The sequence below is a fragment of the Polaribacter sp. 20A6 genome (genome assembly GCF_011378915.1).
Lineage (GTDB): Bacteria > Bacteroidota > Bacteroidia > Flavobacteriales > Flavobacteriaceae > Polaribacter > Polaribacter sejongensis.
Map to the genome: position 1 here is coordinate 548,899 of NZ_WTPZ01000002.1, position 21,587 is coordinate 570,485.

Here is a 21,587-nt window from a genome sequence, read left to right on the forward strand (position 1 = left end):
ACGAATTTGAGATAATAGTTTAGTTGTTACCAAAATACCTCTGTGAAATTCATTTTACGCGGCGAATCTCTGTGTAATAACTCATAAATCGTTATGACAGAGTAACACATAGAAAAAAAAGAAAATGTCTATAATTATAAAAAATATTAGCAAATCTTATAAAAAGGTAAAAGCTTTAGAAGACATTTCTTTGGAAGTAAAGCCTGGAGAACTTTTTGGCTTGATTGGTCCGGATGGAGCAGGTAAAACCACTTTGTTTAGAGTGTTAACCACGCTTTTAATTGCTAATGAAGGTGTTGCCACCGTTGCTGGTTTTGATGTAATTACAGACTATAAAAGTATTCGGAAAAATGTTGGCTATATGCCTGGGAAATTTTCATTGTATCAAGATTTAACAGTAGAAGAAAATTTAGATTTTTTTGCCACTATTTTTGGGACAACGATAGATGAAAATTACGATTTAATTAAAGATATTTATGTTCAAATAGAACCGTTTAAGAATCGTAGGGCAGGAAAATTATCTGGCGGAATGAAACAAAAACTAGCCTTATGTTGTGCTTTAATTCACAGACCAAAAGTGTTGTTTTTAGATGAACCAACAACAGGAGTTGATCCCGTTTCTAGAAAAGAATTTTGGGAAATGTTAAAACGTTTGCAGAAAAAAGACATCACCATTTTGGTTTCTACACCGTATATGGATGAAGCTGCTTTGTGTGATAGAATCGCCTTAATTCAGGATGGAAAAATTTTAGAAATTGACACACCAGAAGCCATTGTAAAACATTATCCGTATCAAATTTATAATGTAGGTGCAAATAACATGTATCAGCTTATTAATAATTTAAAGGAGTATGAATTTAACCATAGTGTATATCCTTTTGGAGAGTTTGTGCATTATACAGATACAAGAGCAGCTTTTAATCCAAATGATTTAAAAACATATTTAGAATCGAAAAATTTATCTAATGTTTCAATAGAAAAAACATCAGCAACTATTGAGGATACTTTTATGGAATTAGCAAAATAAACAGCGTATTAGACCTCACAGGTTTTTAAAACCTGTGAGGTCTCTAATAAAATAAAATGAACAATAACAAAGTCATACAAGTAGAAGAATTAACCAAAATGTTTGGAGATTTTTCAGCCGTAAATAAAATTACTTTTGAGGTTGAAAAAGGCGAAATATTTGGTTTTTTAGGCGCAAATGGTGCTGGAAAAACAACGGCTATGAAAATGCTGATTGGTATTTCTACTCCCACTTCTGGTAAAGTAAAAGTGGCGGGTTTTGATGTGTTTACACATGCAGAGGATATCAAAAAAAACATTGGTTATATGAGTCAGAAGTTCGCTTTGTATGACGATTTAACAGTGAAAGAAAATATCACCTTTTTTGGTGGAATTTATGGTTTGTCAAGAAAACGAATCAAAGAAAAATCGGCAATTTTAATAGCAGAATTAGGCTTAGAAAGTGTTGCTAAGAAATTGGTAGGTTCATTACCATTGGGTTGGAAACAAAAATTATCATTTTCGGTGTCTCTGCTTCACGATCCAAAAATTGTTTTTTTAGACGAACCCACTGGAGGCGTAGATCCAATTACCAGGCGTCAGTTTTGGGAATTGATTTACAAAGCTGCTCACCAAGGAACCACCGTTTTTGTGACCACACATTATATGGATGAAGCAGAATATTGTGACAGAGTTTCGATTATGGTAAATGGAAAAATTGAAGCTTTAGACACGCCAAAAAAATTAAAAGAACAGTTTAAAGTAGATAATATGAATGATGTGTTTTTAAAACTTGCGAGGGGTTGAAAAATAGTTTTCAGTCACAGTCACAGTATTCAGTAAAAAAAACTCAGCGAATCTCTGTGAGTTCTCTGTGAATCTCAGTGTAATAATTTAAAGAAAATGAAAAGGTTCATAGGTTTTATAAAGAAAGAATTCTACCATATATTTAGAGATAGACGCTCGTTGTTTATCCTCTTTGGAATGCCAATTGCTCAAATTATGCTATTTGGTTTTGCTATTACAAACGAAATCAATAATGTAGATATTGCTATTTTAGATCATTCTAAAGATGCCACTACAGAAGAAATTATTAATAAAATTGCAGCTTCAAAGTATTTTAGTATCAAGCAAATTATTGAAAAAGAAGCTGATATTGAAACTATTTTTAAAAAGGGACAAATAAAAGCCGTTTTAAATTTTGAAAAAGATTTTAGTAAAAACTTGATTAAAGAAAACAAAGCAACAGTTCAGATTATTACGGACGCTACAGACCCAAATACAGCCAATACCATTAGTAATTTTGTAAATGCGATTCTACAAAAATACCAACAAGAATTAAATAAAGAAATTACAATTGCATATCAAATAATACCAGAAACACGCATGATGTACAACCCTGAACTAAAAAGTGTGTATATGTTTGTTCCTGGTGTTATGACAATTATTTTAATGCTGGTTTCTGCAATGATGACTTCTATTTCCATTACCAAAGAAAAGGAATTAGGTACTATGGAAATACTTTTAGTGTCACCAATAAAACCATTTCAAGTAATTATAGGAAAAGTATTTCCTTATATTTTTCTGTCTATAATTAATGCGGTTGTTATTGTGTTGCTGAGTATTTTTATCTTTAAAATGCCGGTTCAGGGAAGCTTATTGTTGTTAGGATTAGAAAGTGTTTTATTTATCATTTCAGCCTTGGCTTTAGGTATTTTAATTTCCACTATTTCTGCTACACAACAAACTGCAATGATGATTTCTTTAATGGGGTTAATGCTACCAGTAATTTTATTATCGGGTTTTATATTTCCAATAACAAGTATGCCTCTGCCATTGCAAGTAATCAGTAATATTATACCTGCTAAATGGTTTATCATCATTATAAAGGGCATTATGTTAAAAGGTGTTGGATTGCAATATGTGTGGAAAGAAACCTTAATTTTATTAGGAATGACCGTGTTTTTTATTGCCTTAAGTATTAAAAAATATAAAATTAGATTAGAGTGAAACAGTTTGCAGTCTCAGTAATCAGTAGCAGGGGACAGTAGCAGTATTCAGTTAAACAAAAAAGTGAAATTTAGATAAGAGTAAATAAAGTTAAGAGAAAAGATAGGCTAAACTAAAATGTCTTTTTTCTTTATTCTATTCTCTTTATTCTTTTATAAATATGAAAACTATATTATACATCATACAGAAAGAATTTAAGCAAATCTTTAGAAATAAAGGAATGCTTCCAATCATTTTTGTTTTACCGTTATTACAACTCGTTATTTTATCTAATGCGGCTACTTTTGAAGTGAAAAACATCAAATTTGGCTATATAGATCATGATCATACATCAACCTCTAGAGCGTTAATAGAAAAATTTAATGCTTCTACCTATTTTGATGTATTAACCGATTTTCCATCGGAAGAATTAGCAAGTTCAGAAATGCTAAACGGAAAAGTAGATGTGGTTTTAGAAATTCCGCATTATTTTGAGCGCGATTTACAAAAAGAAAAATACAATAAATTAGGAGTAACTATTAACTCTATTGATGGTGCAGCAGCAGGTGTAGAAAACGTATATGTAACACAGATTATACAAAGTTTTAATCAGCAAATAAAAACAGATTTAATACAAATTTCCGACAAGCAAATACAACCAGTTAGTATTGCTACCATTCCTTTATTTTGGTATAATAAAACATTGAACTACAAAACATTTATGGTTCCAGGAATTCTTGTTTTACTCGTTACCATGATTACTTTATTCCTTTCGGGGATGAATATTGTTCGAGAAAAAGAAATAGGAACTTTAGAGCAAATAAACGTGACACCTATTAAAAAGAGTCAGTTTATAATTGGTAAACTTTTTCCGTTTTGGGTGATAGGAATGGGGCTATTAACAGTAGGATTAACTTTAGCAAAACTGATATTTAACGTTCCTATGATTGGTAGTTTGGCACTTCTATATTTATACACATCTATTTATATTTTGGTGATTTTAGGCATCGGGTTATTCATTTCTAACTTTACAGACATACAGCAGCAAGCCATGTTTATTGCTTGGTTTTTTACTGTTATTTTTATTTTGATGAGCGGCTTGTTTACACCCATTGAAAGCATGCCAGAGTGGGCACAAATAGTTACAGAATTCAATCCAATAAAATATTTTGTTGAGGTTATGCGTATGGTAATGCTTAAAGGTTCTGGTTTTACAGATATTCTTCCGCAATTAATAAAAACATTACTTTTTGCCATTGTTATGAATGGTTTGGCAGTTTGGAGTTATAAGAAAACATCATAATTACTATCGTATATTATTAGAAAATGCAACATTAACTAAGTTTTTAGGCTGAGTAATTATTAATATCTTGCAGTTAGAGAATATTGATGAATTCAAAAAATCGTATTCAGAGCACTTTGTTTAAATAAAGAGGATTTAAGAAATGTCTAAAACTAAAAAATTCGGCACATTTGCAGGTGTTTTTACACCATCAATACTTACCATTTTAGGTGTAATTATGTATATGCGTCTTGGTTGGGTAGTTGGAAACGCAGGCTTATTAGGTGCTATTCTAATTATTATAATTGCACATGTTATTTCTATCTCAACAGGTCTTAGTGTGTCTTCTGTTGCCACCGATAAAAAAATTGGTGCAGGCGGAATTTATTATGTCCTTTCTAGAAGTATGGGTGTTCCAATTGGTGGTTCTATTGGTATTGCTTTGTATGTAGGTACTGCTTTTTCTATTGCATTATATTTAATCGGTTTTGCAGAAAGTTTTAATAGTTATTTGGGCTTCGGAATGGAAATAAATGACTTTAGAATTACGGGAACTATTGCCTTAGTTTTACTTACTGCTTTGGCTTTAATAAGCACATCCGTTGCCTTAAAATCTCAATATTTTATTTTAGGAGCCATTGTTTTATCAATAGTTTCTATCTTCTTTGGGTCGCATGATTTTACACCACAAACGGTATCTATGTTTTCTACGGAAGATTCGGTTCCTTTAGAGGTTGTTTTTGCCATATTTTTCCCCGCAGTTACTGGTTTTACTGCCGGAATAGCAATGAGCGGAGATTTAAAAGACCCTAAAAACTCTATTCCTAAAGGTACTTTACTTGCCATTGGGGTTGGTTTAATTGTGTATTTAGTTTTGGCTGTTTTTATAGCCTACACCATAGATTCTGAAGTTTTAAAATCGGATTATAATATTCTAATGAAAATAGCCTTTTTTGCTCCTGCCGTAATTGCTGGAGTTTGGGGTGCAACATTATCATCCGCTTTAGGCGGAATTTTAGGTGGTCCAAGAATTTTACAAGCCATGTCTGTAGATAAAGTTACGCCTCGTTTTTTTGCCAAAGGAAGAGGTGAAAATAATGAGCCCGTAAATGCATTATTATTGGTATTTTTAATTGCAGAAGCCGGAATTTTAATTGGTGAATTGGATGTTATTGCGCGAGTGGTTTCTATGTTTTATTTAACCGCTTACGGCTTTATAAATCTGTCTTATTTTTTAGAAAGTTGGGCAAATCCAGACTTTCAACCTACTTTTAAAATTAAAAGATGGATTGGTTTGGTGGGTTTTGTAGCTTGTTTTGGAGTGATGTTTAAATTAGACATGATTGCAATGATTGGGGCTTTGGCTGTAATTGGAGGATTGTATTTTATGTTGCAACGAAAGGAAGTGAAAATAAATTCTACAGATATCTGGAAAAGCGTTTGGGAAAATGTGGTGAATAAAGGCTTGATGAAGATTGATACAAAACATGATATTGACACTAATTGGAACCCAAATATTATTCTTTTTAGCGGAAGTAGTGAGCATCAGGGGTATTTATTAGAATTAAGTAAAGCCGTTTCTGGTAAAACGGGTGTGGTTACTAACTTTAAGTTGATTATTGATAAAGAGAATAAAATTCCTTTAAAGAAGAGAGATCAGGTTGTTAGAGAAGACATCTATAATGAATTAGGTATTTTTGCTAGACAAGTTAAGGTTGATAATTTATATAAAGGAATTACCAATATTGCTACTACTTTTGGTTTTTCCGGAGTGGAACCGAATACGATTATGATGGGTTGGCCAAAAGGGTTAGAAGGTTCTTCGGAATATGCAGAAATGACGGAAACCTTGCTTTATTTGGATTATAACTTATTGTATTTAGATTTTGATAGAAAGTCGAAATTTGGTAGGTATAAAACAATCGATTTATGGTGGCGAGAAACCGATAGTAAGAATGCTGAAATGATGCTAAATATTGCCCGTTTTATCATTGCTGCCCCAAAATGGAATCAAACTTCTATTCGTGTTTTATTTGTTGATAATAATAATGTGAGTCCGGATGTTATTCATGCAAAAATATCTGAATTAGTAGAAGATCTTAGAGTGCTAGTAGAAATTGTAATTGTAGAAAACGTTGTTGATCAAATTCCTTTTTACAGTTTGATAAAAAAATATTCTAAATCTACAGATTTAACAATTGTTGGAATTCCTAATTATAAAATTGAAAAACAAGCTCAATTTATTCTTAAAACAAACGACTTATTCGAGACGATTGGCTCTACTTTATTAGTTAAAGCAGCCAATAATTTTAATGTGCTAGATTTAGATTTTGTAAAGGGTGAATAGTTGGTTTAGGTGTATGTTTTACTTGTTTTTTTTAGTAATTTAAGTTTAGATATTTACCTTATTTAAAAGTATTAAAATCTGTTAGTTTGCTAGGCAAGTAACCATAAATCTTTTTAAATGCAACCGTAAAATGTTGTGAATGTTTGTAGCCTACTTTATATGCTGCTTCTGTTACATTGTAATTTTTTTCTAATATTAATTCTTTTGCCTTTTCCATTCTAATTTTAGTTATATACTTAAAAATTGTGGTAGCATATATTACTTTAAAATCATGTTTAAGTTTAGATGTATTTACTCCTATTGTTGCAGCTAATTCAGTAATTGTTAAAGATTTTTCTAGATTTATATGTATGTATTCACTTATTTTTAGAATATTCTTATAATCTTCTATAGGCAAAAGACTATTTTCTTTTTCATAATTATCTTCATTAGTTTTAGCTAATAACTGTATCAGCAATTCGTTGATTTTTGCTTCTAGATATGCTTTTTTTAAATCATCAGGATACTTGCAGTTAATAATTTGATTAATGTGGTTTTTTAATTCTATGGATATTGGCTTACTTTTTTTCCACATTAAAAAAGGAGTTTTATTAGAGATGGCTGTACCTAATTTATGTAGTATTTGTTTAAAATTTGTGCCAATAATATCCTTCAGATATTGTTCTGTAAAAAGTATTTCTAACGTCTTTCTACTTTTTGTTTTATAATTTAGATTTCCATTAACCTCTGGTAAGTAAAATAAGTTATAATGCGCATTTGGAATAAAAATTTCTGTTTGTGATGCATCTGAAGGTACATAGTGGCTATAACCTTCTATTTCAAATTGTAATTTATATAACGGAAAATCATGCTGTACGTCTATATTATAATCTTTTGTTTTAAGATCTCTTATTATAATTCTTAAACCATTAATACAGATTTCTGTTTGTGTTCCTTTTATACTATTGTTATTTATTTCAGTTGTTTCCTCTGTGTAATTAGACGTTTTAAAATTTTTTTGAAATGATTTTACTAATATGTTTTTATCAAAAATAGCACTTTTTAGTGTTGTTTTCATTTCTTCTTTTCTCGTTGATTAAAAAACCTTTTGCGTTATAATAATAGATTTTTACTTATCTAGATTTGCACAAAAATAAAACATTATTAATAATTAGTCTAAATAAGAACAGTAAAAGATTAAGGTATCTAATTTTATATTAAAAATTACACTTTCATTTTTAAATCTTAAAAAATAAAAATCAATTAATATTATGCAAATATCAAGAATTCTAAAAACAATTATTGCGTTGTTTTTAATAAGCTCAACCTATGCTCAACAAAGTACAGGTAGTGTTTCAGGTAAAGTAATAACATCAGATGGTAACCCAGCATCTTTTATAAATGTAATTATTAAGTCGACTAAATTTGGTACTACTACAAATTTTGATGGAAAATATTCTTTAAAAAATATTCCTTACGGAGATTATACTTTAGAGTTTTCATTAATAGGAATGCACAGTAAAAGCATTCAAATTCAAGTAAATTCTCTACAAACTAAAATAAATGATGTTCAGTTAGATGAAAATCAAGAGCAATTAAATGAAGTTGTAATTATTGCAGAACGTTTAAATCAATTTGCACATAAGGAATCTGAATATGTTGCAAAGGTTCCGTTAAAGAATAGTAACAATCCACAATCTTATTCAGTAGTAACAAATGCGTTGTTAAAAGAACAAGTAAATACAGATTTAGCTTCTGCTTTTAAAAGTATTACTGGTGGAGGTTATGTACAATCTAATGATGGTAATGTGAGTGTATTTTTAAGAGGTTTTAGATCTGATGTTCATTTAAGAAATGGCGGAATTGCTTGGGTAAAAGCTCCAATTGATCCTCAAAATATAGAAAGAATAGAATTGATAAAAGGTCCTGCTTCTTTATTTTATGGAGCTAATGTTAATAACATTGCCAACTTTGGTGGTGTTGTAAATAAAGTAACAAAACAAGCTTATAATGGTGAGAAATTAGATTTAGGTTACATCGCAGGAAGTTACGATTTAAATAGAGCAACCATAGATTATAATACTGTTTTAAACAAAGAAGAAAATGTTTTCTTTAGGTTTAATGGGGCTTATAATAATGAAGCTAGTTTTCAAGACCAAGGAATTATAAAAGAGTTTATGTTGGCGCCTTCTTTAACTTTTGAGTTGTCAGACAAGTTAACAATTAAAGCAAATCTAGAGTACAACCAAAGTAAACGTAATTTAAACTTTGCAAGAGGTGTATCTGGAGCCTTAATTTCTGATAGTGTAAATTCTTGGGATGATTTAAACTGGGACTTTAATACCAATTATGGTACAAATGAAATGGCTGGTTATTTTTCTTCTTTAGTATCTCAAATAAACATGAATTATAAATTGTCTGATACTTGGACATCAAAAACGAACTTCACAAAAGCAAGTTCGTATACAGATGCCAATTATTTAAGAGTTGTAATGGGAGATGTAACAACCGTTAATAGATTTTACTTACAATTAGATCCAAGAGAAACTCAAAATACACATATTCAACAAGACTTTTTAAATGTTGTAGAAGGTAATAAAGTTGATAATAAATTTGTTGCAGGTATTAGTTATTTAAATAATTTAGATGATACACAACGTACCGGAGTTTGGAATGCTATTGATGCCGTAGATACTACAAACCCTGTTATTACAGGTTTAACAAACGATCAATTTGAAGCAAATTTAGCTGATGGAACAAAAAATAAAACAATTACTAAATTTCAAACTTTAGGTTTTTATGCTTTTGATGCCATAACTATAAACAAACAATTAACGCTTACAGGAGGTTTACGTTTCGATCGTTTTATGGCAAGTAATACCATAGCAAATGGTGTAGATAGAGATAACGGTTATAATCAAAATGCATTAAGTACAAAATTGGGTGTCGCTTATAATCCGTTTGAAGATAAAGCCTCTTTATTTGTAAATTATATGGATGGATTAAACAATAATGCGCCTTCAGATAACGGAAATGGAGAAATTATTTCTTGGGATCCAGAAAGAGCAAAACAATTTGAAATTGGTACAAAACTAGATTTCTTTAACGGTAAATTATTAAGTACAATTAGTTACTACAACATTAATATCGATAATGATATTATTGTAGATGAAAACGGAATTAGCTCTCAAACAGGAGAAACCTTAAGTAAAGGTTTCGAAATTGATTTAATTGCAAATCCATTACCAGGTTTAAATATTGTTGCAGGATATACTAAAAACAATGCTACTTTAGAAAAAGTGAGTTTTGGTAGTGAAGCTGTTTTAGGAAACAGCTTAAGTTACACACCAGAAACAGTTTGGGACTTTTGGTTAAGTTACCAAGCTTTAAAAGGAAGTGCAAAAGGTTTGGGCTTTGGAGTAGGAGCTAATCATATGAGCGAAATTTATAACAGTACAACAAATAACTTTGGTTCAGAAGCGTATACAACGGTAGATGCTACTGTATTTTACAAAAAAGATAATTACAAAGTAAGTTTTAAGGCAGATAATATTTTTGATAAAGAATATTACAATGGTTACGGAATACCTCAAAAACCTTTTAACTTTAGACTAGGTCTTACGTATAGTTTGTTTTAATTATTATTAAATGTTGAAAAGAGAGCGTTGTTGTTTGTGCGTTCTCTTTTCTGTTTTAAAATATCATAGATATGAGAAATATAATTGTTTTTGCTTTTTGTTTGATGTCTTTTTTATCTCAAGCTCAAAAAATTGAGATCGGAGAGGTAAAAACCATACAATCAAAAATATTAGATGAAGAAAGAGAATACTTGGTGTCATTACCAGAAAATTATTCAAATAAGAATTTTGCCAATCAAAAATACCCTGTTATTTATCTTTTAGACGGAGAAAAATTTTTTAATGTTACCACAGGTATTGTTCAAAAATTATCCGACGGATATTATCCATTAATGCCAGAATGTATTATTGTGGCAATAAAAAACACCAATAGATCTAGAGATTTAACGCCTACAAAAGTTACGAGTTTATCTTATGAAAATGGAGGTTCTAAAAAATTTGAGTCTTTTATTACAGAAGAATTAATTACTAAAGTTAATCAGACTTATAGAACATTAGATTATAAAATTCTTATAGGACATTCATTTGGAGGCTTGTTTGCGTTTAATACCTTGTTAAAAAATCCTTCAGAATTTAATGCTTATTTAATTATAGACCCAAGTTTATGGTGGGATGATAATGTACTTGTAAAAAAGTTAGAAAGTAATTTAGAAACAATAGATTTTAAAGGAAGCACTTTGTTTTTTGCAAATGCAAACTCTAAAGGAAATCAAAAGGATCCTAGCAAACAGCATTTTGCTCATTTTGAAGCTAAAAGGAAAGCACTTCAATTAATGGAAGTTACAGCACCTAAAAATTTAAATTATCATGTTAAGTTTTATAATGACGAAGATCACGGAAGTGTTGTGTTACCATCATTAATTGATGGATTAAGAACGATATTTAATGGTTTTAGAATTAATGTAAAAGAGCTAGTAAAAAATCCTTCAATATTAGAAACACAATATAATTTGTTGTCAAAAAATATTGGTTTTAATCTAAAACCTCAAGGAGCTTATATAGACAGAGTCGTAGATTTAGCAATAAAATTAAAAGAAAAAGAGAATGCGATAATTTTAAATACGATCCATCAAAAACAAGATCCAGATAATGTTTATTTAAAAGAGAAATTAGATTAACGTTCTAGATGAATAAAGAAAAAAAGTTAAGTTCAATTAAAAAATATAAACATGAAATTAATAAGTAAAATTTTAATAATAGCAATCTTAACAATTGTTGTTGGTTGTAGTGAAAAAGAAAGTAAAGGCAGGTTTAATTTCCCAATGATAAAATCTAAAATTGCATTGACAAAAGAACAAACTACAAAGTTTGATAAAATTGCAACCGCATATACAGCACAAGCAAAACAAGCTTGGATTGATGCAAAAGGAGATAGAGATGCTGCTTTAGCTGCTCAGAAAATAATTTTTGCAGAACAAGATGCAAAAATAAAGGAAATTTTAGATGAAAAGCAATATGTAACGTACTTTAAAGAAGTAAATATTGAAAGATCTGGAAGAGAAAAACACAATATGGCATTAATTAAAAACGAGTTAGATTTAGATAGTTTACAATCTGTAAAATACGATTTAGCAAACGAAACCTTCTTTACTGTTTTAAGAGAAAATCACGATAATTATCATGGGAAACTAGATGTTTATGTGCAATATCATAAAGAAATTGATGTAAGTAGAAGAGTAGCTTTTAAAAAAATGATGACAGAAGAACAGTTTGATACGTATCTAAAATTGATTGATAAATATAAGGTTGGTAAAATCGAAGAATAAGCGTTTTTACAATTTTTTTGAAGGTAATAAATGAAAAAACAGTTGCTTCGTAAAAGAAGAAAGAAGGAATCCTTATTTAAGTATATCATGTCCGTACTGCACCTGTTGCTCGGACTTTTATCATCTATAATAATTTTTATTGTTTGTCTTTCTGGGAGTATTTATGCGTTTAAAACACAAATAGAAAATCTTATAGATCGTGATGTTGTTTATGTAAAATTAGATAATAACAGTTCTAAAATAGCGATTGATACTATTTTAAATAATTTTGAAAATCAGTTTGGTGGTGCAACTAATATTACTGTTTTCAAAGAAAATAATAAAAGTGTTTTAGTTTCATCATTCAGTAAGGATAATACTGGAGTTTCTGCATATTACAATCCTATTTCTGGGGAATTATTGGGTGTTAAAAATACGACTTCAATTGCCTTTTTTGATTTTATTTTAGAAGTCCACCGATTTTTGTTGGCAGGTGATGTTGGTAAGTTTATAAACGGAGTGGCTGTTTTAATTTTTATTTTTCTGCTGTTTTCTGGATTTATAATTTGGTTGCCTAAAAAGATAAATCAACTTAAAAAAAGTTTAAAAATAAAGCTAGACGCCAAGTTTCATCGTGTAAATTATGATTTGCATAGAGTTTTAGGGTTTTATTCCATTTTGTTGCTGTTTTTTATTTCAGTGACCGGTTTGTATGTTTCTTTTCATTGGGTAAAAAATGCTGTTATTATTGGCTTAGGAGGAGATTCTATTGTAATATCTGACACTAATATTGCATTAAAAGAATCCTTATCAAGTTCTTTTGATGTCTTGTTTGATGATTTATCAGCAAAAGAAAATACTGTTTTAAAAAAGGAAAGTAGTTTGCAATCAATTCTTTTAAAAACAGATAGTATTTTAAAAAATGAGGGAACAAAAGTAATTCTGTTAGCAAAAGAAAACACTAAAAGCATCAATATCACTAAAATGAATACTGACAATTTGTTGAATTTTTATGTGCCAGATAAAATAGAATTTTCAATTGATGGTAAAGTTAGAAAACAAGAACTATTTAAAAATTTAGCATTACATGAACAGTTTAAGTTAATTGCAAAACCATTGCATACAGGAGAAATTATGGGGCTACCAACTATCATTATTTATTTTCTAATTAGTTTAGTTGGATGCTCGTTACCAGTAACAGGTTTTATTATTTGGTTTAAAAAAATAAGAAAAAAGAATGTGTAATATCCTTTTTTATGGATTTTAATCACTTGTAAAACAGGTGTTAATGTTATAAATTTAAAGAGTGTGATTTTCTTAAGAAAAGGCGTTATATAAATTCCGAAGAAATTATTTTAACTCCCATATCAATCATATCTTCTTTAATTTTCTTAAAATCTTCATTGTCTAGTGCTTCGGAAGCGTCTTCAATAAAAAAACAATCAAAACCTTCTTTAACTGCATCACGAATGGAATAATAAACACAAATATCTGCGGCTAATCCGCATATAAAAAGTTGGCTAGTCCCTTTTTCTTTTAAATATCCAGCTAATCCTGTAGATTTTAGGTGTCCATTATCATAAAAGGCACTATAGCTATCAATCTCCTTATCAGTTCCTTTTCTAAAAATGCTTTCACATTTTAATGTGTTTAGTTTAGGATGTAATTTTGCTCCTTTAGATCCTTGTACACAATGATTTGGCCATAAGGTTTGTGGTTGTCCTTTTATTTCAATTTCATCAAAAGGAGATGCTCCATTATGATTGGAAGCAAAACTAATATGATCCTCAGGATGCCAATCTTGGGTAGCAATCACTAAATCAAATTTAGGTTGTATCTCATTGATAATTGAAACTATTTTATCTCCATTAGGAACAGGAAGCGATCCAATTGGCATAAAGTCGTTTTGTACATCGATTATAAGGAGTGTTTTCATAAATCGTTTTTATTTAAAATTAATATATAATCATGCAAGACACAATAGTCTCCTGAATATTCAATTTAAAATTTATGTTCTTGTATCAATTGATCACGGTCTTGTTTTAGTTTTAAACTCAATCCTATTTTGTAAATATGCGGATTTTGAAAACGTTTGTATTCATTAGGAAGTTGTGCTAAACGCGATTTAGAATATGCAGCAATTTCAGAAACAGATCTAGAAGAGACTATTTTTTTTCCATTTTCCATAACTTTCTCTAGCAATGGTTCTTGTTTAAAAGCTTCTAAATTTAAACTCTTTGTAGCATCAAAAGGGTGTTCTATTTTCGCTACTTCGCCTTCTTTATATAGTACTACAGCATCCGCACCATAAAACATGCCTTTATCATCTAACATTCTATAAACCTGTTTTTTGTAAGGTAATGATACTTTTATAATGTTTTCGGAAAGTTTAATTCTTGGCTCTCCATTGTATTCTGATAATTTATAAACACCATCCATGGCAGCATCAGGATTTCCTGTAACTAAATTAGTTCCAACACCAAAAATATCAATAGGAGCTTCTTGCTCTTTAAGACTTTTTATAACATATTCATCCAATTGATTAGAGGCTACAATTTTTACATAATCTAAACCGGCTTCGTCTAAAATTGCTCTCGTTTTTTTAGATAAATATGCCAAATCACCACTATCTAAACGGACTCCAAGTAATTTTTCTCCTCTAGCTTCCATTTCTTTGGCTACCGTAATCGCTTTTGGTAATCCACTTTTTAAACTATTGTAGGTATCTATTAAAAGTACACAGCCTTTTGGTCGTATGCTTGCAAAATCTCTAAATGCTTGTATTTCTTCTTTATAGCTCTGAATGAATGAGTGTGCCATTGTACCCGTAGACGGAATGTTATAATCTTTGGCAGCAATGACATTACTTGTACTATCAAAACCACCAATTATAGCGGCTCTCGAGGCATAATATCCTCCAGTAGCATGAGCACGACGTAAGCCCATATCTAGCAAAATCTCTTTTTCTGTGCTATATTTAATTCTGCTTGCTTTGGTTGCTATTAAGGTCTGAAAATTAAGAATATTTAGTAAAAAGGTTTCTATAATCTGTGCTTCAATAATATTAGCTTCTACTTGTAAAATAGGGCGATTTGGAAAAACGACATCACCTTCCTTACTTGAAAAAATAGTTCCTTTAAAACTAAAATTCTTCAAGTATTCTAAAAAATCATTCTGAAAACCATGTTGTTCTAAATATACAATATCGGAAGCTGAAAATTTAAAAGTTTCTAAAATATCTAATACATCTTCTAACCCTGCAAAAATAGAATAACCACCATTAAAAGGGTTGTGACGGTAATAATAATCAAAGACAGCGAGTCCATCTGGTTTCGTCTTAAAATAAACTTCGGCCATAGTAAGTTGATAAAGGTCTGTGTAAGATGCTGTAATATTCATGCCAATTTGGTTTTAAAATTGTGAAGGTATTTAAAAAAAGAGATATTATTCCTAAGCCTTCAGAAAAAAAGTGCATTCCTTTATTTTAAACATTTCTATAACTCCCATAATCGTTCTTTTATTTGTGAAAATTTTTATAATAGTTTATCCTAGAACTACTTTTAATTCTATTTGTGGTAGTGAATCCGTGTGTTTCGTAAAAATAAGTATGCAACTATAGCGAACTATCATTCTTTGCTCGGTAACTTATGTTACTGACTAGAGAAATAGTCTAATGTACATTTGCCACAGATAATTAAAGAATACATGAAAAACACAATATACATAACCATACTCTGCTTATTTACAGTTACTTTTCTGGTAGAAGCGCAAGAAATAAAACCAATATCAAAAGCAGAAGTCTTAGCTAAAGTTGCGGAGAAAAATACAACGATTCAGATTTCAGAGGAAGAGTTTAATGCTTCTAAAGCAGATTATAGACAAACAAATGCGGTGTTTTTACCAAACATTACAGCAAGTCATACAGGTATTTCTACAACAAACCCTTTAATGTCTTTTGGTTCTAAATTGAACCAAGAAATTTTAACAGCTGCAGATTTTAATCCAGATTTATTAAATGATCCAACAACTACTAGGAACTTTGCAACGAAGATAGAAATACAGCAACCATTAATTAATTTAGATGGCTTTTATCAAAGAAAAGCTGCCAAAACTAAAATGGAAGCGATGTCTTTAAAAACGGAAAGAACGCAAGATTATTTAGCCTTTGAAGTTGAAAAAGCATACATGCAATTACAATTAGCATACAAAGCAGTAGCTGTTTTAGAAAAAGCGTTAGAAGCTGCAAATGCAAATAAACAAATGGCAGACAATAGTTTTAAACAAGGTTTTTTACAGCAAGCTGATGTTTTAAATGTTGAAATAAGAGTTACAGAAGTTAAAAACCAATTGCAAACAACTAAAAGTAATGTGCAAAATGCCTCTAATTATCTATCATTTTTAATGAATGATGAAAGTTACATAGTTTACAAACCAACAGAAAGTTTAGTTGTTGCTAGTTTTAATGTTGATAACAAAATAATTTCTGAAAATAGAGCAGATATAAAAGCGATGCATTTGGCTTCTAAAGCATACGAAGCAATGAATAAAGCAGATAAAATGGCTTTTCTACCGCGTTTAAATGCCTTTGGAAGTTATGAAATGTATGACAATAAAATTTTTCAGGGTGATGCAAATGGGTATTTAATTGGTGCTCAACTAAGTTGGGATATTTTTCAGGGTTCTAAACGTTTTGGAAAAGCACAAAAAAGTAAAGCCGAATTAGAAAAATCGAAGTTAGAATACAATCAATATATGTCTAAAAGTAATTTAGAGTTGAACAAAGTAAAACGTCAATTGGTAGATGCAAAAAACAGTTTAGAATTAACAGATTTAGCGGTGCAACAATCTGAAGAGTCTTTAAGAATTAGAAAAAACAGGTTTAAAGAAGGTTTAGAAAAAACGTCTGATTTATTAATGGCAGAAACGCAATTTGCACAAAAACAATTAGAATATTATCAAACAATTTATCAATTCAATTTTACACAAACCTATTTAAACTTCCTAACCAAGAAATAAAGAAAGTTGACAGCAAGCAGTCGCAGTTTTTAGTAAAAAAATAAAACCAAATTCAATGAAAAAATACATACACATAATAGCATTATTTACAGCTTCATTAATAATGACGAGTTGTGGAAGTGAAGAAAAAAAAGCTACAGTAGATAATACACCTGCAATTAAAATTTCAGTTAGCAAAGTTGCTGTAAATAGTAACAGTCCGTTTTTGTCTGTAAGTGGAAAAATTGAGGCAACGAATAGTGCCGATTTAAGCACAAGAATCATGGGTTTCGTAAAAAAGGTACATGTAAATGTTGGTGATAAAGTTAGAAAAGGTCAGTTGTTAATTTCTATTAATAATGCTGATTTACAAGCTAAAAAAGGACAAGTAAACGCAGGAATTACACAAGCAAAAACTGCTTTTAACAACGCCGAAAAGAATTACAATCGTTTTAAAAATTTATTTGAGAGTAAAAGTGTTACTCAAAAAGAAATGGATGACATGACTGCAAATTACGAAATGGCAAAAGCAGGTTTAGAATCTGCAAATCAAATGAAAAATGAAATTAATGCACAGTTTGCGTATTCTAACATAACAGCGCCTTTTAGTGGTGTAGTTACAAGTAAAAATATTGAAAGTGGAGATATGGCAAACCCAGGAATGCCTTTAATTAGTATAGAAACTCCTAAAGAGTTTGAAGTAATTGCCATGGTTCCTGAGACAGAAATTTCGCAAATTAAAAAAGGAACAACTGTAAGTGTACTTGTGAAATCTATGGATAAAACATTAACAGGAAAAGTTACGGAAGTAAGTACTTCTGCTAAAAATACAGGTGGACAATATTTAGTAAAAATCAATTTAGATAAAACAGATGTACCAGTTTTATCTGGGATGTTTGCTACAGTTCAGTTTCCGGTAGAAAGAAAAGTGAAATCGGAATTGGTTTTAATTCCTAATGAAGCAATTGTAACTAACGGTCAATTATCTGGTGTGTATACAGTAAGTGAAAGTAATACAGCAATGTTGCGTTGGTTGCGTTTAGGTAGAACGTATGGAAATAATGTTGAGGTTTTATCGGGTTTAAATGCTGATGAATCTTACATTGTTTCTGCGGAAGGGAAGTTATTTAATGGGGCTAAAGTTAGTGTTCAGTAGGCAGTATTTATTCATCAGTAGGCATATACAGTAAGGAATACTCCTGCAAGGTTTCAAAAACCTTGTAGGTATAAATAAAATAACAAATTTAGTTAAGAATAAGAATTGTCGCGTTAAGGATAGCAGTGGAAATCCTTTTTCTGCCATATATGGCAAAAAAAGATTGTAACGGATAGCCTGTTAAAACGCCCAAAATATAAGAAAATATGAAAGAAGGTTTAGCTGGAAAAATTGCAAAAGTCTTTATTGGATCGAAATTGACCGTGTTGCTAATGATCGTTTTTATGGTGGTTGGTGTGTATGCTTCGTTTTTGATTCCGAGGGAAGAAGAGCCGCAAATTGATGTGCCAATGGCAGATATTTTTGTGGGTTATCCGGGTGCGAGTCCTACAGAAGTAGAAAGTAGAGTTGTAAAACCTTTAGAGAAATTAATTTCTAATATTAAGGGTGTGGAGTATGTGCATTCTACTTCTATGAACGAAAAAGCAATGGTAATTGTGCAATTTTATGTGGGCGAAGATATTGAGCGTTCTTTTGTGAAGTTATACAACGAAATTAACAAACACATGGATCAAATGCCTGCGGGTGTTACGTTTCCGTTGGTTAAAACTCGTGCTATTGATGATGTGCCAATGTTGGGGTTAACGTTGTGGAGTGAAAACTACAGCGATTATCAATTAAGCCAAATGGCGCAAGAGTTAGAATCGGAAATTAAGAAGGTAAATGATGTTTCTATTACGCATAAAATTGGTGGAAGAAATCGTCAGTTACGTGTGGTTTTAGATAAAGATAAATTGGCTGCAAGTGGATTGGATTTCTTATCGGTTTCTGAAATGATAAAAGCCAATAATACCCAATTAATTTCTGGTAGTTTTGATAAAAATGATACTGAATTTTTAGTAAATACTGGTACCTTTTTAGCGTCTGTAACAGATGTAGAGAATTTAGTGGTTGGGGTACAGCAGAACAGACCTATTTATTTAAAACAAATTGCCAACATTGTTGATGGGCCTGAAATCCCTCAAAATTATGTGTCTTTAGGTTTTGGAAAAGCGAGTGATAAATCTGCTGATTACAAATCTGAATATCCTGCGGTTACCATTTCGGTAGCGAAAAGAAAAGGTGCAGATGCAATGAAAATTGCGGAAGTTATTTTAACAAAAGTAGACCATTTACGAACTACTTTAATTCCGGATGATGTTCATGTAGAAATTACAAGAAATTACGGAGAAACTGCTTCTCATAAAGTATCTGAATTGTTATGGCATTTGATCGGTTCTATCTTTGCGGTAACATTGGTTGTTATGTTGGCAATGGGTTGGCGTGGTGGTTTGGTTGTATTTTTATCTGTACCAATTACGTTTGCTTTAACGTTGTTGAGCTATTACATGATGGATTACACGCTAAACAGAATTACTTTATTTGCATTGGTGTTTGTAACGGGTATTGTGGTGGATGATTCCATAATTATTGCAGAAAATATGCATCGACATTTTAAGATGAAACGACTGCCTTTTAAACAAGCGGCTTTGTATGCAATTAATGAGGTTGGTAATCCAACAATATTAGCAACATTTACAGTGATTGCTTCTGTTTTACCAATGGCTTTTGTGTCTGGTTTAATGGGGCCTTATATGGCGCCAATGCCAATTGGAGCATCAATTGCAATGATTTTATCATTATTTGTTGCGTTGACAATTACACCTTATTTAGGATATATTTTCTTAAGAGAAAAAGACAAAAAAGGAGGTGTAGAGAAAGTTGAAAAACCTTTAGAAGAAACTTTTATTTATCGAATTTATAACAAGTTTGAAAGACCTTTGTTAGAAAACGGAAAGTTACGTTGGTTGTTTTTAGGTGGAACATTTGTGGTTTTAATGGCAACAATGGTATTGTTTTTCACCAATTCTGTAGCTGTAAAAATGTTACCTTTTGATAACAAAAATGAGTTTCAGGTAGTAATAGATATGCCAGAAGGAACTACTTTAGAAAGAACAGGCGTTGTAGCACAAGAAATTTCGCAATATTTAGCGACAAGACCAGAAGTGGTGAATTATCAGAATTATATTGGTACTTCTGCTCCGATTACTTTTAACGGTTTGGTACGTCATTACGATTTACGTGGTGGATCTAATATGGCAGATATTCAAGTCAATTTGGTTGATAAGGGAGAACGAAGTATTCAGAGTCATGGAATTGCAAAATTATTAAGACCAGAAATACAACGTATTGCTGCTAAATATAATGCAAATGTAAAGTTGGTAGAAGTTCCACCAGGACCTCCAGTTTTATCTACCATTGTTGCTGAGGTGTATGGACCAGATTATAATGAGCAAATGAGAATTGCAAATGATGTTCAGAATATCCTAAAAAACACTGCCGATGTTGTAGATGTAGATTGGATGGTGGAAGCAGACCAAACAGAATATCAATTTGAAATTAACAAAGAAAAAGCAATGTTATATGGTGTTGCGCCACAACAAATTGCGTATACCATGAATATGGCGTTGTCTAACAGACCTGTTACTAATTTGTATGATGAAAATGCTGTAAATCAAGTTGGGTTGGTGTTGAGTTTAGATGAAAAAGAAAAGTCTACTATTTCTGATATTTCTCAATTAAAAGTAAAATCTAAACAAGGAAATATGGTGCCAATTGCTGATTTGGTTGAAATTAAAGAAACGATTGCTGCAAAAAGTATTTATAGAAAAAACCAAAAACGTGTAGTTTATGTAACAGCTGATATGGCAGGAGAATTAGAAAGTCCGGCGTATGCAATTTTAGGAATGGAAGAAAAATTGAAAGAAATAAAACTTCCTGAAGGCTTTAAATTAGACGAAATGTATTTAGGTCAGCCAGATTTTGAAGACAATTATACCGTGAAATGGGATGGAGAATGGCAAATTACCTTAGAAGTTTTTAGAGATTTAGGTATCGCCTTTTTAGGCGCTATTATCTTAATTTATATTTTAATTGTTGGATGGTTTCAAAACTTTAAAGCACCCATTGTAATGATGGTTGCTATACCGTTATCATTAATAGGAATTATTTTAGGACACTGGATTATGGGTGCCTTTTTTACAGCAACATCATTTATTGGAATGATTGCCCTGGCGGGAATTATGGTTCGGAACTCGGTTTTACTGATTGATTTCATCAACTTAAGAACGGATGAAGGAATTCCTTTAAAACAAGCTTGTATTGAAGCAGGAGCTGTAAGAACTACTCCTATTTTATTAACTGCAGGAACTGTTGTAATTGGAGCATTTGTTATTTTGTTTGATCCTATTTTTCAAGGACTAGCAATATCATTAATGGGAGGAACCATTGTTTCTACGGTATTAACGTTGTTAGTTGTGCCGTTAGTATATTATATGATAGAGAAGAAAAATTATAAATAAAGAACTTTTTCCCGCAGATTACGCGGATTTATGCAGAAGAGTTAAATAAA

Annotated in this window: 15 protein-coding genes; 12 read left to right on the forward strand and 3 right to left on the reverse strand. The window is 30.8% G+C overall.

All coding sequences use genetic code 11. The features are described from left to right. Positions 1–124: 124 nt before the first annotated feature. The 5 genes from GQS57_RS06215 to GQS57_RS06235 all read left to right on the forward strand — a co-directional run bounded on the left by GQS57_RS06215 (position 125) and on the right by GQS57_RS06235 (position 6,623). Positions 125–1,027 (forward strand): ABC transporter ATP-binding protein, encoded by a 903-nt coding sequence (locus GQS57_RS06215; protein WP_165731706.1) that lies wholly within the window; start codon positions 125–127, stop codon positions 1,025–1,027. Between the two features lie 56 nt (positions 1,028–1,083). Then, complete coding sequence (locus tag GQS57_RS06220) at positions 1,084–1,812, forward strand: ABC transporter ATP-binding protein (RefSeq protein ID WP_165731707.1); 729 nt, start codon at positions 1,084–1,086, stop codon at positions 1,810–1,812. A 96-nt stretch (positions 1,813–1,908) separates the two neighbouring features. Continuing rightward, positions 1,909–3,015 carry an ABC transporter permease gene (locus GQS57_RS06225; protein ID WP_165731708.1) on the forward strand — a complete coding sequence of 369 codons (1,107 nt, stop codon included), beginning with the start codon at positions 1,909–1,911 and terminating at the stop codon, positions 3,013–3,015. A gap of 160 nt (positions 3,016–3,175) precedes the next feature. Further along, complete coding sequence (locus GQS57_RS06230) at positions 3,176–4,297, forward strand: ABC transporter permease (RefSeq protein WP_165731709.1); 1,122 nt, start codon at positions 3,176–3,178, stop codon at positions 4,295–4,297. Between the two features lie 142 nt (positions 4,298–4,439). Beyond that, complete coding sequence (locus GQS57_RS06235; RefSeq protein WP_165731710.1) at positions 4,440–6,623, forward strand: amino acid permease; 2,184 nt, start codon at positions 4,440–4,442, stop codon at positions 6,621–6,623. 58 nt (positions 6,624–6,681) lie between these two features. Here the strand turns inward: GQS57_RS06235 and GQS57_RS06240 are convergent, their stop codons facing one another. Further along, positions 6,682–7,680, reverse strand: a complete 999-nt coding sequence (locus GQS57_RS06240) for a helix-turn-helix transcriptional regulator (protein WP_165731711.1) — start codon at positions 7,678–7,680, stop codon at positions 6,682–6,684. A 193-nt stretch (positions 7,681–7,873) separates the two neighbouring features. On the opposite strand from GQS57_RS06240, the gene GQS57_RS06245 reads away from it, so the two are divergent. From GQS57_RS06245 to GQS57_RS06260, 4 genes are all read left to right on the forward strand, one after another. Continuing rightward, positions 7,874–10,240: a TonB-dependent receptor gene (locus tag GQS57_RS06245; RefSeq protein WP_165731712.1), complete on the forward strand. Its 2,367-nt coding sequence runs from the start codon at positions 7,874–7,876 to the stop codon at positions 10,238–10,240. A gap of 71 nt (positions 10,241–10,311) precedes the next feature. Next, positions 10,312–11,358, forward strand: coding sequence for an alpha/beta hydrolase (locus tag GQS57_RS06250; protein WP_165731713.1), 1,047 nt, complete (start codon positions 10,312–10,314; stop codon positions 11,356–11,358). A gap of 51 nt (positions 11,359–11,409) precedes the next feature. Beyond that, on the forward strand, positions 11,410–12,006 hold the full coding sequence (locus GQS57_RS06255; RefSeq protein ID WP_165731714.1) for a hypothetical protein: 597 nt from the start codon (positions 11,410–11,412) through the stop codon (positions 12,004–12,006). Positions 12,007–12,093: 87 nt separating this feature from the next. Beyond that, a complete protein-coding gene (locus GQS57_RS06260; protein ID WP_205860221.1) occupies positions 12,094–13,230 on the forward strand; it encodes a PepSY domain-containing protein in 1,137 nt (378 codons plus the stop codon). A gap of 85 nt (positions 13,231–13,315) precedes the next feature. Here GQS57_RS06260 and pncA read toward each other — a convergent pair whose 3' ends face one another. Then, positions 13,316–13,921 carry a bifunctional nicotinamidase/pyrazinamidase gene (gene pncA, locus GQS57_RS06265; protein WP_165731716.1) on the reverse strand — a complete coding sequence of 202 codons (606 nt, stop codon included), beginning with the start codon at positions 13,919–13,921 and terminating at the stop codon, positions 13,316–13,318. Positions 13,922–13,986: 65 nt separating this feature from the next. Next, complete coding sequence (locus GQS57_RS06270; protein ID WP_165731717.1) at positions 13,987–15,384, reverse strand: nicotinate phosphoribosyltransferase; 1,398 nt, start codon at positions 15,382–15,384, stop codon at positions 13,987–13,989. Positions 15,385–15,690: 306 nt separating this feature from the next. On the opposite strand from GQS57_RS06270, the gene GQS57_RS06275 reads away from it, so the two are divergent. From GQS57_RS06275 to GQS57_RS06285, 3 genes are all read left to right on the forward strand, one after another. After that, positions 15,691–17,001 (forward strand): TolC family protein, encoded by a 1,311-nt coding sequence (locus GQS57_RS06275; protein ID WP_165731718.1) that lies wholly within the window; start codon positions 15,691–15,693, stop codon positions 16,999–17,001. Between the two features lie 55 nt (positions 17,002–17,056). Next, positions 17,057–18,136 carry an efflux RND transporter periplasmic adaptor subunit gene (locus GQS57_RS06280; RefSeq protein ID WP_165731719.1) on the forward strand — a complete coding sequence of 360 codons (1,080 nt, stop codon included), beginning with the start codon at positions 17,057–17,059 and terminating at the stop codon, positions 18,134–18,136. A gap of 206 nt (positions 18,137–18,342) precedes the next feature. Next, positions 18,343–21,537: an efflux RND transporter permease subunit gene (locus tag GQS57_RS06285; protein ID WP_165731720.1), complete on the forward strand. Its 3,195-nt coding sequence runs from the start codon at positions 18,343–18,345 to the stop codon at positions 21,535–21,537. Positions 21,538–21,587: the final 50 nt, after the last annotated feature.